Origin of the sequence: Methylocystis sp. ATCC 49242 (assembly GCF_000188155.2) — a bacterium.
GTDB lineage: Bacteria > Pseudomonadota > Alphaproteobacteria > Rhizobiales > Beijerinckiaceae > Methylocystis.
In genome coordinates this window covers 68,047-82,864 of sequence record NZ_KE124773.1, presented here as the reverse complement: position 1 = coordinate 82,864, position 14,818 = coordinate 68,047, and the positions used below count along the sequence as shown (strand labels likewise).

The 14,818-nt window shown below is 63.6% G+C and carries 17 protein-coding genes and 2 pseudogenes; 7 read left to right on the top strand and 12 right to left on the bottom strand.

Annotation, left to right across the window (positions count from 1 at the left end; all coding sequences use genetic code 11):
• The first annotated feature begins 101 nt into the window (after positions 1-101).
• Complete coding sequence (gene repC, locus MET49242_RS01585) at positions 102-1,430, top strand: plasmid replication protein RepC (RefSeq protein ID WP_036279935.1); 1,329 nt, start codon at positions 102-104, stop codon at positions 1,428-1,430.
• A gap of 48 nt (positions 1,431-1,478) precedes the next feature.
• On the opposite strand, the gene MET49242_RS01580 is transcribed toward repC, so the two are convergent.
• A complete protein-coding gene (locus tag MET49242_RS01580; protein ID WP_051133926.1) occupies positions 1,479-1,736 on the bottom strand; it encodes a WGR domain-containing protein in 258 nt (85 codons plus the stop codon).
• A gap of 148 nt (positions 1,737-1,884) precedes the next feature.
• Positions 1,885-2,928, bottom strand: coding sequence for a tyrosine-type recombinase/integrase (locus MET49242_RS01575; protein ID WP_036279933.1), 1,044 nt, complete (start codon positions 2,926-2,928; stop codon positions 1,885-1,887).
• Positions 2,929-3,152: 224 nt separating this feature from the next.
• Here MET49242_RS01575 and MET49242_RS01570 point away from each other — a divergent pair, with 224 nt between their 5' ends.
• The 3 genes from MET49242_RS01570 (at position 3,153) to MET49242_RS01560 (ending at position 5,375) form a co-directional block, all read left to right on the top strand.
• Complete coding sequence (locus MET49242_RS01570; protein WP_084678832.1) at positions 3,153-4,190, top strand: DUF1403 family protein; 1,038 nt, start codon at positions 3,153-3,155, stop codon at positions 4,188-4,190.
• Positions 4,187-4,900 (top strand): SMC-Scp complex subunit ScpB, encoded by a 714-nt coding sequence (locus MET49242_RS01565; RefSeq protein WP_036279932.1) that lies wholly within the window; start codon positions 4,187-4,189, stop codon positions 4,898-4,900. Before MET49242_RS01570 ends, MET49242_RS01565 begins: the two co-directional genes overlap by 4 nt.
• Before the next feature lie 160 nt (positions 4,901-5,060).
• A complete protein-coding gene (locus MET49242_RS01560) occupies positions 5,061-5,375 on the top strand; it encodes a DUF6118 family protein (protein WP_036279930.1) in 315 nt (104 codons plus the stop codon).
• A 37-nt stretch (positions 5,376-5,412) separates the two neighbouring features.
• Here MET49242_RS01560 and MET49242_RS01555 read toward each other — a convergent pair whose 3' ends face one another.
• The 4 genes from MET49242_RS01555 to merT form a co-directional block, all read right to left on the bottom strand.
• Positions 5,413-5,724: a hypothetical protein gene (locus tag MET49242_RS01555; protein ID WP_144259415.1), complete on the bottom strand. Its 312-nt coding sequence runs from the start codon at positions 5,722-5,724 to the stop codon at positions 5,413-5,415.
• A 15-nt stretch (positions 5,725-5,739) separates the two neighbouring features.
• Entirely contained in the window at positions 5,740-7,374 is a 1,635-nt protein-coding gene (merA, locus tag MET49242_RS01550; RefSeq protein ID WP_144259414.1) for a mercury(II) reductase, read from the bottom strand.
• Positions 7,375-7,527: 153 nt separating this feature from the next.
• Complete coding sequence (gene merP, locus MET49242_RS01545) at positions 7,528-7,806, bottom strand: mercury resistance system periplasmic binding protein MerP (protein WP_036279925.1); 279 nt, start codon at positions 7,804-7,806, stop codon at positions 7,528-7,530.
• 13 nt (positions 7,807-7,819) lie between these two features.
• The gene (merT, locus tag MET49242_RS01540) at positions 7,820-8,200 is read right to left on the bottom strand and encodes a mercuric ion transporter MerT (protein ID WP_036280098.1); all 381 of its coding nucleotides are present in this window, start codon (positions 8,198-8,200) and stop codon (positions 7,820-7,822) included.
• A gap of 315 nt (positions 8,201-8,515) precedes the next feature.
• Between merT and MET49242_RS01535 the strand changes: the two genes are divergently transcribed.
• Positions 8,516-8,986, top strand: a complete 471-nt coding sequence (locus tag MET49242_RS01535) for a helix-turn-helix domain-containing protein (RefSeq protein WP_051133924.1) — start codon at positions 8,516-8,518, stop codon at positions 8,984-8,986.
• Between the two features lie 48 nt (positions 8,987-9,034).
• On the opposite strand, the gene MET49242_RS23795 is transcribed toward MET49242_RS01535, so the two are convergent.
• Entirely contained in the window at positions 9,035-9,358 is a 324-nt protein-coding gene (locus tag MET49242_RS23795; RefSeq protein ID WP_084678841.1) for a YnfA family protein, read from the bottom strand.
• A 243-nt stretch (positions 9,359-9,601) separates the two neighbouring features.
• Between MET49242_RS23795 and MET49242_RS24635 the strand changes: the two are divergent.
• Positions 9,602-9,757, top strand: a pseudogene (locus tag MET49242_RS24635) (phage integrase N-terminal SAM-like domain-containing protein); the annotation flags it as partial.
• A gap of 220 nt (positions 9,758-9,977) precedes the next feature.
• Complete coding sequence (locus MET49242_RS26005; RefSeq protein ID WP_036279922.1) at positions 9,978-10,199, top strand: hypothetical protein; 222 nt, start codon at positions 9,978-9,980, stop codon at positions 10,197-10,199.
• Positions 10,200-10,253: 54 nt separating this feature from the next.
• On the opposite strand, the gene MET49242_RS01520 is transcribed toward MET49242_RS26005, so the two are convergent.
• The 5 genes and pseudogenes from MET49242_RS01520 to MET49242_RS01500 form a co-directional block, all read right to left on the bottom strand.
• A complete protein-coding gene (locus MET49242_RS01520) occupies positions 10,254-10,553 on the bottom strand; it encodes an NnrS family protein (protein ID WP_036279918.1) in 300 nt (99 codons plus the stop codon).
• Between the two features lie 245 nt (positions 10,554-10,798).
• Positions 10,799-12,156 (bottom strand): annotated as a pseudogene (locus tag MET49242_RS01515) (IS1182 family transposase).
• A gap of 548 nt (positions 12,157-12,704) precedes the next feature.
• A complete protein-coding gene (locus tag MET49242_RS01510; protein ID WP_036279915.1) occupies positions 12,705-13,403 on the bottom strand; it encodes an adenosylcobinamide amidohydrolase in 699 nt (232 codons plus the stop codon).
• A 69-nt stretch (positions 13,404-13,472) separates the two neighbouring features.
• Entirely contained in the window at positions 13,473-14,087 is a 615-nt protein-coding gene (locus MET49242_RS01505) for a hypothetical protein (RefSeq protein WP_244430638.1), read from the bottom strand.
• A 94-nt stretch (positions 14,088-14,181) separates the two neighbouring features.
• Positions 14,182-14,769, bottom strand: a complete 588-nt coding sequence (locus MET49242_RS01500) for a hypothetical protein (protein WP_051133923.1) — start codon at positions 14,767-14,769, stop codon at positions 14,182-14,184.
• Between the last annotated feature and the right edge of the window lie 49 nt (positions 14,770-14,818).

Here is a 14,818-nt window from a genome sequence, read left to right as displayed (position 1 = left end):
TCGTAGTTAGCACCTAGAGAATCACACTTCCGCGAATCGCTGTCAAGAGTCGGCGCCGTTTCGGTGAGCAGATTTCTTTTGCCTGAACGAGGCAAAAGGTCATGCAAAGACAAGCAACGACGCCCTTTGGGCGGCGATCGCTTTCGCTCGCCATGGTGGCGAGCCAGGCGGCGACGAAAGAATTCACGTCTCGTCCAGACGCGTCAGAAACCGTCGTCCATAAATGGCGACTGTTTCGGGCGCTGACGGAGGCAAAAGCACCGCTTGGCGTCACCGACCGGGCGTTATCGGTTTTGCACGCGCTGCTGAGCTTCCATCAGGAGACGGCGCTGATGCTGGAGAAGGAATTCAAATCCTCGGAAACTGAGGCGGCTCCTGGGATCATCGTCTTTCCGTCGAACAAGGAGCTATCGATCCGCGCGCACGGGATGGCGCCGGCGACGCTGCGGCGGCATATCGCCGTGCTGGTCGAGGCCGGGCTCATTATTCGGCGCGACTCGCCCAATGGCAAACGTTTCGCGCGGCGAGGGAAGGGGGGCGAGATCGCGGACGCCTTCGGTTTCGATCTCACTCCTCTCGTCGCCCGCGCCGCAGAAATCGAGAATCTCGCCGAGGAAATCCGCGCTGAAAACCGCGCCATGGCGCTGCTGCGCGAAAAGATCACTCTGGCGCGGCGGGACATCGCCAAGATGATCGAGACGGCGATAGAAGAGGGCGTTCCGGGCGATTGGGAGGCCCGCCACGGCGACTACCAGGCGCTCACCATTCGCCAGGTGCGCAAGATGACGAGGACAGACCTGGAGGCCTTGGCGACGGAACTTGTCGCTCTCGCGGCCGAGATCAATACTTTGCTGGAAAATCACGTAAAACGGCAAAATATAACCGCCAATGAGTCTCAGACTGAGCGGCATATACAGAATCAAACCACAAACATTTCTGATCTTGAACCTAGCCTTCAAGAAGGCAGGGGCACTGCGTCCGGATTTAACAACGGAGGTTTGGGGACCCCATCAGCGCCAGAGCCTGAAATCGATGCAACCAAGCCCTCCAAATTGGACGTTAAATCTCAACCGCCGCGAACCTATCCGCTCGGCATGGTCCTCGACGCCTGCCCAGATATCCTGGACTTTGCGCCAAGCGGGATTTCTTCTTGGCGGGATCTCATCGCGACGGCGGGGACAGTGCGATCGGCATTGGGCGTTTCGCCCGACGCCTGGTCGCAGGCGCTCGACGTCTTGGGCGAGCACGACGCCACGGTGGTCATTGCGGCAATTCTCCAGCGTGGCGAGGAAATCAAATCCGCGGGCGGCTATCTCCGTGTCCTGACCGCGAAAGCGAGGGCAGGGGAGTTTTCGCTTGGCCCGGTTCTGATGGCGTTACTGCGCGGGAAGGCCGCAAAAGCAGCGCGCGAGCGAAAACGAGCGGGATGATGCTTGTCGCGCAACGTTCGGGGCCGTGATCTATCCGGGCGCACGCCGTCACCGGGCGACATAGCCGCGACGCTCCTTCAAGCGCCGCTGCCGGACCAGAGCCTCCATCGCTTGCGCAATGTCGTCGCAAACAGTGCTGCGCAGCCGGCCGATCCGTCCCCATTCCGCGACCAAACACCAGCGCCCGAACAGATCAGGCGCGATATCGAGGCGGTAGAACCGGTGCATGTTCTTGGCTGGGTCTATGCGATGCAAAAGGATGGCGTCCACGATCGCGAGTCTGAGTCCCGGCAGAGCATCGGTCAAGACACTGTGCCCCGGAAAAGCAGAGGCACCGTCACGCGCGCTTATCTGCGGGCGGCGACGCCCGGCTTGATCCCCCAGCTCAGTCAGCCACCGGCTGAATGTTAGATTGGCCGACGCCTGAGACCCATGTTTTTGACGGGGTGCGGTTTCACAACCCCGCCGCCTTGGTGAGATTGATCTTGAACCGATCGCGCTTGCGCTGGTAGCGGCGGGTCATCTCCGCCGAGGCGTGGCCAAGGTGCCTTTGCACATGGCCTTCCTCGATCTGTGCCGAGGAGGCGAGGCCGGCGCGCAGGGAGTGGCCGGAGAAGGCGCGTCGCCTTTCGCCTTCGGGGAGGTCGCCACGTAGGCCCGCGGCCAGCGCCGTTTTCTGGACGAGCCGCGCGACATGCTTGTCCGAGAGCCGCGCCGCCGAGACGCCGCCATTCTTGCGGGCGATCGGGCGAAACACCGGGCCGCTGCCGATGCGGCCGAGACCGAGCCAGATTTTGAGCATGGCGACAGGGCAGGTGAGGGGAGATGAGCCGCGGCCGATCTCGACCTCGCGCCAGCCGGTCTTGCCGTTGAGGGTCAAAAGCAGGCCGCCGCCGTTCTGGTCGGCGCCGACGATCTCGATCCAGCCGGTTCCGTCGTCCGTCTGCTCCGGCCCGCAATCGAGGCCGACGATCTCCGAGCGGCGCAGGCCGCCCGCGAAGCCGATGGCAAGAATGGCCTTGTCGCGCAGGCCGCGCAGGTCATTGCCCAGGACCGCCAGCATGGCCAGCAGCTCGTCGGCGAAGATCGCCTCCTTCTGAACCGGCGGGCGTCCGTGAGCGCGGCGGATGCCGGCCAGCACGGTAGCGATATGGGGATCGCCCGTGTCCAGCAGGCGGCCGAGCTGGCGATAGCGCCAGCAAATGCCGGAGAGCCGGCGCTCCAGCGAGGAAACAGACAACGTCGGCCGGCCCGGCCCGCCCTCGACGCAGGCAGCGAGATACAGGCCGACGGTCTGCGGGTCCGGGGGCAGGGGATCGAGCCCCTGCCGGCGCAGCCAGGAGGCGAACTGCCGCCAGTCGGCGTCATACGCCCGCTGGGTGTTCTCCGAGCGGGCGTTGCGGGCGTAGTCGCGGGCCTTTTCCGAGAGCGCCGCGAGATGGGGGGCGGGCTCGGCGAGCGCCCTGCCGCCGGTGGTGTCCTCGTCGGCTTTAGCCATTGTTGTCCTCGCTTGCTTCGTCGCGGGGCGCGCCGGGGCTTCAAAAATCCGACGCCTCGGCGCGCTGAGGGCGGCCGAAAAGGCGCTTCGCGGCCGAGTCTAGCAGGGGTTTCCCTGTACGTCCGATAAGCGCACATTATCGGACATGTATGAGAGAAGACAAGCCCGGCGGATAGGGCGCGAAAACAGGTGACAAAGCGCCGCCGTCGGCTACGATTCTGGCCATGCTAGTGCTTGATTCGATGTCAGCGCTCGGCCCTGTTGCCACCGCGCCGCGGCCGCGCGCGCGGCGCGCCGAGGCCCTGGGAACCGCGAATGAGGAGCCGCTGCAGGCCCTGCCGCGCTGGGCGCGGCCGCAGAGCCCCGACCCCGGCGCGGCGATCTTTGCGGCGGGCGCCGGCCTTGCGCTCTTCGACGCCCTCCTGCGCCGTCCGGACGGCGGCGAGCCGGTCTTCGCCGGCTGCCTGCGTCAGCGTCTCGCGCTAAAAGCCGCCGACTCCTGCGCGACGCTGGCGCGGCTGCGAGAGGATGCGGGCGCCTTGCGCGACGCCGAGCATCTTCCGGGTGGCGGCGACACGAGCCCGGCCGGTCTGCTGCATCGCCTGTTCCGGCTTTACGCGTCGCTGCCGGCCCGCGTCGACGCGGCGGCGCCCGCGGCGGAGCTTCTCGGGCTCAGGGACGCAATCGACGCCCGCGCGCTCGCCGCCATCGCCGCCGCGACGCCCGACCCGCTCATGGCCGCCGCGCGGGCCAGCGCCGCCGCCCTGAAACTTTGCACACAGGCCGCCGACGCCGAAATCTTTGCCTTCGTGGTCGCCGATCTGGCTTTGGCAAGCCGTCTAACCTGGGCGCGGCCGATCCCGCTTCTCGCCGTTGCGATCCGGCATCCGTCGCTGCGGCGCGGGGCAGGGGCGACGGAAAGAGAAAGGGAAAAGGCGCGCTGCCCGCGACCGAGGGACGATGATTGGCCCGTGGCGGTCGCGCGCGCCTATGGGCTCGCGGTCGTCGAGGCCCATGCGCTCGCTGTCGATCTGGCCCGGCGGTCGCAAAAGCTCCTTTCTGTCGCGCCCGTCTTGCGTGCGCGCGGCGCCGGACGCGTCATCGACATGCTGCTCGCCGACGACGCCGTCACGCCCGCCGCCGCCGCGTCCCGTGCCGGCCTTTCCGATCGGGCTGCGCGCCGTCTCTTCGACCGGCTCGTCGCGCTGGGCGCCGTGCGCGAACTCTCGGGACGCGACGTTTTCAGGATCTATGGCCTATGAGCCGCGCCAGCGCCGCCCGTCTCGACCGCGATCTTCCCGACCGCGATCTTGCCGACTTGCCCGAGGGGATGCGCTGGCGCGAATGGATGATGCGCGCCGAGGCGGCGATCTTCGCCGCGGCGCGACCCGTTCCGCGCGAGACGCTCGCCGGGCTCGTCGGCGACGCCTGTCGGCTCGACGCGCTCATCGCCGACATCAACGACGAGCTCAAAGCGCGCCCCTATGAGATCGTCTTCGTCGCAGGGGGGTATCAGTTTCGCACGCGCCCGCGCCACGCCGAGACCCTACGCGCGCTCGCCGGGGCAAAGGATGCAGGGCCGCCGTCTTTCACGAGGCTCGAAATGCTGGCGCTCTCGGCCATCGCTTATCAGCAGCCGGTCACACGGGCGGAACTCTCGCGTCTCGCCGGCCACGACATCAGCCGCGACATCCTCGGCCGGCTGAAGAGCCTCGGCGTCATCGCGCCCGGTCCGCGCGCCCCTCAGCCCGGCGCGCCAATCGCCTGGGTGACAACCGCCCGCTTCCTCGAAGTCTTCGCGCTCGGCAGCCTCAACGATCTGCCCGATCTCGACGCGCCAGGCGTCGCCGGTACCGGGGGGATGGAAATCGATGACGAGGTCCAAGGCGCCCTTGACGACGCCCTAGGGCTCTTCGAGAAGCCAGGCGCGGCGGACGATGGCGCGTTTACTGAGACGGAGTGGGAGGCGTGACGATCGGAGCCTTGTTGAGGCGCTGAAAGGCGTCGCCCGCTCTGTCAATTTTTCCAGACCTCATGAAAACTCCGATGCGAACAGGCGCTGCTCACGCGCGACGTCAGGTCCTTCGCAAAGAGGAAGCGGTTTTGATGTGCGCCGGGATCGAGAGGCAAGAATGGGGCTGCCGAGTCACGGCCTGCGCTACGCCAGCATCCACAAGGATGCGGCCTCGCTCGCGACGCCGCCCAATCTCGCCGATTACGACGCCGCCCGCGCGCAATTTTGCTGGGAGACGGCGCGCGCAAAATTGACGGGCCTTCCCAATGCCGGCGGCGCCTTGATGCAGGAAGCGAGCCCGGAAGGCTGGCGGGAGTTTGTCGCCGGCGCGACTCTGGCGCGCGCGAACGCCGATACGCTCAGAGTGAGCCGCGATGCGGCGGCAAAGGCTGGAAAGGAGCAGAAGTGCACCATCGCAGTGCTGGCGCGGTGAGCGGCGCGGACAGCGCTGAACAGAAAGCGTGGCGCGTTCATTCGAGCGTCAGCCGCAACTTCGCATCCAACCATCGCCATGGGGTGCAGCCGATTCTCACCCAGCGGCCGAGCAGAAGACTGGGCGCCACCCCGAGTTCCGGGCAACCGGGATAGGCCATCGCCGCCGCGAGAACATGGGTGGCGCCGAACCAGCCTGTGATGACAGCCAGTGCGACCCAACCGGCACCTGACCATGGGAGCGCCAGAGCCAACAACAGCAAGACGATGCCGACGATCAACCTCGCACAGCGCTGCCCCGCGTTCAGGGGACGCCAATCGGGAGAGCCGTCGGCGCAACAGGACGTCATACGTTCCTTCATCGCTTAGCCCGCGCAGCAGGAGAGCTGTTTTACGTCTTTACTGAAGGTCTGCGCCGCGAGCTTCAGCCCTTCAACCATCGTCAGGTAGGGGAACAGCTGATCGGCCAACTCCTGCACGGTCATTCGCGCTCGAATGGCGAGCGCCGCCGCCTGGATCAATTCACCCGCTTCCGGGGCCACCGCCTGAGCGCCGATCAGGCGGCCTGAGCCAGCCTCGGCAACCAGCTTGATGAAGCCGCGCGTGTCAAAATTGGCGAGCGCGCGCGGGACATTGTCCAGGGTGAGGAGCCGGCTGTCGGTCTCAATGTCGTCGTGATGCGCCTCCGCCTCGCTGTAGCCCACGGTCGCGACCTGCGGATCGGTGAACACCACGGCCGGCATCGCAGTCAGATCGAGAGCGGCTTCGCCGCCTGTCATGTTGATCGCCGCGCGGGTTCCGGCCGCAGCGGCGACGTAAACGAATTGCGGCTGGTCGGTGCAGTCGCCAGCGGCGTAAATGTCCGGGTTGCTGGTGCGCATGCCCTTGTCGACGACAATTGCGCCTTGCGCGTTGACATCGACGCCGGCGGCTTCCAATGCGAGGCCACCAGTGTTTGGCATCCGGCCCGTCGCGATCAAGAGCTTGTCGGCTCGTATTTCGCTACTCGCCGTGGCGAGCACGAATTCGCCCCCCACAAAGACCACTTTGCTCGCTTGCGTGTGTTCTAGAACCTCGATGCCTTCGGCACGGAAAGCCGCGGTAATGGCCTCGCCGATCGCCGGGTCTTCGCGGAAGAACAGCGTACTGCGGGCCAGGATCGTCACCTTGCTTCCCAATCTGGCGAAAGCTTGCGCCAGCTCGACGGCCACGACGGACGAGCCGATCACGGCAAGACGCCGAGGGATCGCGTCGCTTTTGAGCGCTTCGCTCGACGTCCAATAGGGCGTGTCCTTAAGGCCAGGGATCGGCGGAAAAGCCGCGCTCGCGCCGGTGGCGATCAGGCAGCGGTCGAATGGCGCCTCGCGCTCGCCGCCGTTGTTCAAATTCACACGGAGGCAGTGACCGTCCTTGAAGCGGGCTTCGCCGCGCAGCACAGTAATGGCCGGCGTACTTTCAAGGATGGTCTCGTATTTGGCGTGACGCAATTCTTCAACGCGCGCCTGTTGCTGGGCCAGCAGCCGTTCGCGAAGAATCGCCGGCTCCGCGGCGGCGATTCCTTCGTCGAAGGGGCTCTTTCGGCGCAGATGTGCGATATGCGCCGCCCGGATCATGATTTTGGACGGCACGCATCCGACATTGACGCAGGTGCCGCCGATGACGCCGCGCTCGATCAGCGTGACGCGCGCGCCGCGTTCGACGGCTTTGAGCGCCGCCGCCATCGCGGCGCCGCCGCTTCCGATGACGGCCACGCGCAATGGCGCGCCCCGTTGCTCTCTCTTTTGCGTTCCACCAGGCGTTTCCTCGCGCTGCTTTTCCGGAAGGCGGCCCGCGTCGGCGCCTTTTGCGAGCGCTGTGTCGTAGCCCTCCGCACGCACCGCGGCGGTAAGCGCTGCAGGGTCAAGGGCGCCGTCGCCGCAACCGGCGCAGGCCATGCCAGCGATTTCCACCACCAGGCTGCTCGTTTCGCGCCTTGGTTCATCATGCCTTGGTTCGCGCATCGGATGGCCTGCGCAGCAGGCCGTTTCTTGGGCGGGAGCGCGCCGCTGTCTAAGGCCGTCGCGCCAGCGCGCGAGAATTGGCGCGGCGTGTCCGATAGCGGCCGTCCACGAGCCAGCGAGCGCTGACCTCAAAGTGGTTCGCTGGTCCATGGCTCATTTCTTCACTTCTGAAGGATAACCGGCGCCCTCGGTCGCCTTGGTGAGCGCTTCGATGCTGGTCTTCGCGTCGTCGAAAGTGACGACCGCTTCCTTGCTTTCGTAGCCCACCTCGGCCTTTTCCACGCCGTCGACCTTGGAGAGCGCTTTCTTGACGGTGATCGGGCAGGCGGCGCAGGACATGCCGGACACGGCCAGCGTGACCGTCTTGGTGGCGGCCCAGGCCGGGGCATTCAAGGCGGCGCCAAGAGCCACGGCCGCGACGATTTTTTTCATGAGAGCATCTCTTTCAGTAAAAGAAGGGGAGAGCGTAGGGGAAGACGGCCGACGCCCCGACCAAACCGGTCACGCCCCAGAAGAGCATTTTGTAGACGGAGCTGATTTGCGACGCGGCGCAGATTTCCCCCGGCTTGCAGGCTACGGCCGGGCGATAGATTCGTCGCCAGGCGACGATGAGCGCGACGGCCGCCGCGCTAAGGAAGACCGGACGGAACGGCTCGAAGACTTTGAAGCTGCCGAGCCAGGCGCCGCTGAAGCCGATGCTGACTAAGAGCAGCGGCCCAAGGCAACAAGCCGATGCGAGGATCGCCGCGACGCCGCCGGCGGCCAGCGCCTTGCGGCCGACCGTTTGGTCTGCCGCCGGTTGGCTGGACGCTGTTTTGGCAGACATTGTCTGTTCGGACATGGAGGTTTTCCTAATCTGTTTCCGGAACCCCAGTAAGCGGCCGGATACGGTTCTCATGAGACCTACTCGGCGCGAACCCAGCGCACGAAGAGGAAAAGCAGGGCCGCGACCGCCGCCGTTGCCGCGAGCCCCGTTGGCGTCATTGCCATCTGAATGAGGCCCAGACCCTCGCCGTCGCACATCGTTGTCCCCTCCCACCATCTTGCTTGCCGACGCCCGCCGGCTGCACTAATCAGACCCTAGGCCCTGTAGCCACTACAGGGTCAAGAAGGATTTTTTGTTGAATGCGGGGAGGCTCTCATGAAGAAAGACGGGCTCTCGATCGGCGCGCTATCGAAACACAGCGGCGTCAACATCGAGACGGTCCGCTATTACGAGAAGATCGGCGTCATGCCCGCGCCCGATCGCAGCGCCAAGGGGTACCGCGTTTACGGCGACGACCATCTCAAACGCTTGAGCTTCGTGCGGCGCAGCCGACAACTTGGATTCAGCCTCGACGAAATCCGCGGCCTGCTGCGTCTTGTCGACGGGGACGCTTACACATGCGCGGAAGTTCGTGCGCTGACCTTGGATCACGTGGCGGAGATTCGCCGCAAGATCGCAGATTTGAAGCGGCTCAAACGAGTGATGGAAGAAATGGCCGCGCAATGCAGCGGGGAACAAGCGCCCGAATGCGCGGTCATCGACGCTCTATTCGATCCGCGGCCGCCGTCCAATGAACGCCATAAGAGTCAATCGCCACCCAAGAGGGCGAGATCGACGAGTGCCTGAGGCTTCGATACCTGCCAAAGGAGCTTTTGTGCAAAAGACTTTTGCAAATCAGGCGCGCGGCGCGGCGAGTATAATTGCAGCGCCAATCAAGCAAATTCCCACTCCCAGAACATCCCACCTGTCAGGTCGAACACCCTCGACTACCCATAGCCAAGCAAGCGACGCTGCGATGTAAACACCACCATAGGCGGCATATGCTCGTCCCGCCGCTGAGCTATCCACCCAAGTTAAAGCCCATGCAAACAACGCTAGGGAGAAGCCTCCGGGGACAAGCCACCAAACGGACTTACCCAGACGCAACCATGCCCAAAAGGCAAAACATCCAGAAATCTCCGCGAGCGCAGCCGTGATGTAGGCAAAGATGGTGGTCATGTCCCCCACCCTACATCGAAGCACGAGCATGACAAGGGAGTTGCAAATATCAAGAACTTTGCACTGAATCTAATTCATTGACACATAAGAATGTTTTTCTTGCAGAAATTACGTGCGAATCGAAATCGGTAAACGTATTGAACGAAGCCGCTGATCGCGGCGGGAGGGGCGAGGTCGCGTGATTGGCCTCCTGTCTGAGAGGATTTGGGCGTTGCAACCCACCCTCAGACAGGAGGTTTCCAGATGGCCGAGATCAGCCCTCTGCGTCGTCGCATGATCGAGGACATGACGGTCCGCAATCTTTCGCCGGCGACCCAGCAATCCTACATCCACGCCGTCGCGAAGTTCAGCCGGTATTTCGCGCGTTCCCCCGATCGTCTCGGGGTGGAGGACGTACGGAGGTTAGGCTGGGGGGAGCCGAAGGGACGGGGCAACTTCTCATTATTGATGTCTGTTTTCCCCGAGCATAGGTGGCCAACGTTTGGGAGCCGAATTTTCGAATTAAGCGTACACGAGCAGTCGGTTTCTCAACTCAGATGCACATTCCCGAATATCCCCGGCTAAGCAACCCTGGGAATGATTTCTCGTATTTTGATGTATCCTGACACCGCGCGCGCCCATGCCGGGCGCGCCGATCGCCTGGGTAACGACGCAACGCTTCCTCGAAGCCTTCGCGCTCGGGAGTCTCCGCGATTTGCCGGATCTCGACGCGCTCGAGGCCACCGGCGCGATGGCGCGAGAGATTGACGACGAGGTCGAAACCGCGCTCGACGACGCGCTTGGGGTATTCGAAGAGGGGTCGCCAGAAACCGACGTCGACGACACGGAAGCCGAGGCTTAAAGAGAGCAGGCCCTCCTTTAGAGCTACAGTGGGATTTTACTAAACCTGCCGGCCTTAGCCTGCTTGATGCAGGCGTGGCCGTGTCAGCATCCCGAAATAGAGGAGCACAAAGAGCCCGTAAGCCGAACTCCACATCCCGGCCGCGACCGCGAGGGCGACAAAATTATAGTCACCCACAAAAGGCACGCCGACGCGCAGGAGGGCTGCGAGCGTTACGGCGACATAGATAGCGACCGTGCCCCGATCTGCGACGAGGGGGCGCCCCGTGTGGCCGCGCGTTACGCGGGTCATCACGAGCATCATTGTTTCAATGGCACCTGCGGTGAGCGCATGCAGTTCGGCCGCCGCCTCCAAATAGGCGACTGCGCGGTAGCCCGACGGCGGCCCAGAGCGCGGCAGCGAGGAAGAACGGGCGGAAGCCTGCCGAAAGAAAGATCGCTAGCAGCTTGTCGGACTGACGTTTTGGGGTTTCGCGGCGAGGCTGGATTGCCGCCTTTCGCGTTTGTTTTGCGATTGATCTCCTCCCAAACGCTCGCTGAGGCGCCCATTGCGACCTTCGCTTGGGCGCTTTGAGCTGCGCCAGACCGCCTACGGCGCCTTCAGGCGGGGACGAGGGCGAACATCCGCTTCATATTCCAGGCCATGGTCACAAGGCTCCACTCGCCGCGCGCCTTTTCCAGTCCGCGCATCGAAAATTGACGGAATCCGAGCACCGATTTGATGATGCCGAACACTGGCTCCGGGGTCTGTTTACGCAGCGCGTAGAGATTGCGGCCTTCCGGCGTCTTCAGCCAATGCGCCTTCGCCTCGACCGGCGTCGCATTTTCCGGCGCCGGCGGCGCCGTCTCGAAGCGTTCGGCCAGCGGCGGATGATGCGGCTGACGGCCCATCGCGATCAGCGGCGCGACGCCGGCCTGTTCGCAGGCTTCGACATTCGCGGCGCTGAAGTAGCCTGTATCCGCCAACAGGTTTTCGACCTCGCCCAATTCTTCGGGCAAGGCGTCGAGCTTCTCCAGCGTCGGCTCGATCTCCTGCTTGTCGTTGGGCGTCTGCGTCACATCGACCACGACCACAAGCATGCTTCCCGCCGCCACGGCGGCCTGCGCGTTGTAGCACTGCTCGAATCCGCCGCCCGCTACAGGCATGATGCGCGAGTCTTCGTCGGTGAGATTGATCTGATCGCTCGGCAACGGTCCTTCGGTCGGCGGTTTCGGCGCCTTGCCGCTGGGCTTCTTGCCCGTGGCCGCCGTCTTGGCCTTGCGCACCGCGAGTTTGGCTTCATGCTCCGCCAGTTCGCGCGCATGGCGTTCCTTGGCGCGCGCTTCGATCTTCGCACGCGCTTCGCCGATCTTGCGCAAGCGTTCCTCGCGCCGCACCAGTTCTTCGGGGATCGACATGCCGTCGGGAATATCCGCCGCATCCGCCGCTTCGGCTTTCGCCATCAGTTCGGCGACTTCGGCTTTCAGCTGCGCCTCGATCTTACCCGCGTGTTCGTATGACAGCGCGCTGTGCCGGCTGGCGTTGGCGTGGATCTTCGTGCCGTCGAGCGCCACCGTGCCGATCTTAAGCACGCCCATCTCGCGCGCCAGCAAAAGAACCTGAACGAACAACACCTCTATCTCTTTTAGAAACCTCGGCGGAACGCTGCGATCGTGTCGTGGTCGGGATGATCATTGGCGGCGACGAAGCGGAACGCCACCGAATCATAAGTCGCCCGCTCCAGCTTGCGGCTCGAAAACACGCCGGTCGCATAGCCATAAACCAAAATGCCCAGCAGCATCGCGGGATGATACGAGGCCGAGCCGGAGCCGCGATAGCTTGCGCTCATCGCCCGAAGGTCGAGCCCGTCGATGACCTCGACCATAAACCGCGCCAGATGCCGCTCCGGCAGCCACTCGTCGACGGATGGCGGCAGCAAAAATCCAGTCTGCCGGTCTATCGTTCGGAAGTTGGACATCCACAGTCGCTCGTCGTCCGGTCGGGAATCAACGAGCCGATTCTAAACCGAACAATCGCGCCGTGTTTAAGTCCGACAAGCTGCTAAAGGGCTTTGACTAACCTCTGCGTGGTATCGCGAAATTGGAGGCATGACTTTCGGCTCCCTTGGCAGTGGCCAACGAGCAGAATGGCGCTCGGCCTCTAACACAGGAAATAAGCTGGGGGCGCGCCACGTCGCGAGCTTCGCGTTGGAGGGAAGCCAGGCAGGTGTCCCGGCGAGGAGGGGGCATTATCCGCCTTCTCTTGCGTTTCTCGCGCACCAGTCTCGGAGCGGCCGCGCCGCAAACGTTACTTTGGCTTCTTGCCGTCTGGTCCCGTCTATCGTTTTCCCCTTACGCTCGCGATCCCGCTGTTCGAGCGCCGGGATATCTGAAAAGAGAAGACTGGCAGTCCTAAAGCCCTTACGAGGTGGATTTGTCACTCTCGCGATTGAACCGCGCGGGTGCCCTCGTTGTGCCCGATCCGGCGCCCGCAGCCCGACAGGCGACGCACTGTAAGACTTTACGCTCATAGCGCTCCTTCCGAAGTTTTCGAGTTGCGACTATCCCCGCAATTTTCTGCGTTCCATTCCATCGCGCCGGCATAGGTCGCCTCATACACAGCCGCGCCGATGGCCTCACCGAGATCGGTGTGGAGACCCGCGCAAGACACTAGCTGATTGCCTTCGGACGCCGCGACGACGATGCAGTCCGTTCCCGTGCCGGTAATGGCTGGGTCGCCCCGATGAGGGTTCGTCTCCATGATCGCCGCCGTTCGCGCTTGCGTCGCAATGGAGACGGATTCGACGAAAGCGCCGGCCGAGAGCGAACGCGAGACATGGACAAGCGTATTGATCGTGCCCGGCAAAAGAACATTTTGACCGCGACGCGCACCGATTCTCTCCCCATTGGTCAGACCGACTGTTGTCAAACACGTTGCGATGACCGAACCGACGCGTGACTGGGAAATATGATGACGGCGTATTTCCCGAGAAGTCATGAAGGCCGCAGCATCAGAAAGGCCGCGTGACGCCAATCTCTTCTTCAAGAACTCCACCGGATCGACATGGGGCGTCAGATCCGCGTTGCGAACTTCCAGCCAAACAACTTCTCGGGTGCAGCAAAAGCCAGGCTTCGTGATCGACCATCCCAAGGTTCTTTGCGGGTTTTCGAACTTGACGATGAGGAAGGGGGGCTCCAGATCGAGACGAAATGGCAACTGAGTCATGCAGAATATCCGCAAATCAAGCAATCCTGCGGAGCGCAGGCTGGAAGCCGGGCGCTCCGCGAAGCGCCTTCAGATGTGCCGCGGCACGAGTGTCGCCAGCAACTTGCGCCGAGACGTTGCATTCGTGACGACTGTCTTCAGGGCCCAGAGACCGCCGAAGGCGCAAGCATTAATGAGAAAAATCCGCGCAACGGTCGCCAGCGCGAAGTCATCGGCGCTGATACCGACGGCAAGATCGATTGCGATGAGCGAGCCTTCATAGACGAGGAAGGCTGCCAAAAACGCAACGAAAGCGCCAACGGCCCCCGAGAACCGCCGCGTCGGCAGTCCGGCCGCCTCGCACGATTGCGCGGCGATCATCCCAAGCGCCCCGCCCCAGGCGAAGGTCTCGCCATTCATCGGGTAATGCATAAAGGTGAAGCCCCATGCCTGATTGGCGAGCCATACTGCGCCGATTGCCGCTAAGGCTTCGCGGCGTCCGAACGACATGGCGGCGATCGCCGCGAAGGCCGCGAGCGGAACCGCGCAGGCAAAGCCTACTGTCGTCAGAACACTTGCGACGGTCAACGCGCCAATGCCGATCGCCGTGCGCGAAGGAGAGGATGCCGTGTGCGTGGAACCCACATTAATCGCGGTCATATTAGGTCTCCGTAAATTGAAGATGGCTGAAACCTCTTCGGCCATCGGCTCCGCTCGTCTCGGTTATATTTAGTCTGACGAGAAGGAAGAAGCCCAGCGGTCGCTGCTCGGAGCTGCCGCCGGGAAATGTGTGCGACAATCAGGCATGCGCGAAGCGGCGACCTGAACGGTCGATCGGGTCGGGGTCGGCAAGGCCAAACCATCGCGCCCGAAGCTTGTCCCACAGCGCGAGACGCGACCAATCGGGCTCCTTCAGGAACTTGTCGGTCTCCGGATGCAGGAACGGGTTGGGCAGGAGCACGGTCAGCTGCTGCTCGTTCGCGCCGTTGAAGAGCTGCACTCCCCATGACATCGGCACACAGGAGCGCCCGATTCGACGATAAATCTCCGCACGCGCCGTGCGCCGATGACGCGCCAAGTCCGGGGACGTCGGCCGGCTGCGCGGGCCTTTGTTCTCGCCGATGCAGATGTGGAAATGCGGAACGCCAAAAGCCACCGTCAGATAGCCGTCGAGCACGCCGATGCGCGTCGGCGGGCGATCGGTCTTCATCTCCCAAGCGGCGCCCTGAATGAGGATGCCGAAGGTGATCTCCCGCCAATGGTTCTCGAAGAGATCGCGGAGAAGCTCCTCGAGGCTCGCCGGGTCTGTGGGCAGCGAGAACACGTCGAGCGGCGTTCCATCGGGCTCGACCATTCGTGTCGGCGCATATTCGGCAACCTCTGACATGGCGTTCACTTTCTCTTCGTCGACGGAGCAGAACCTCTATCTCCGAGGA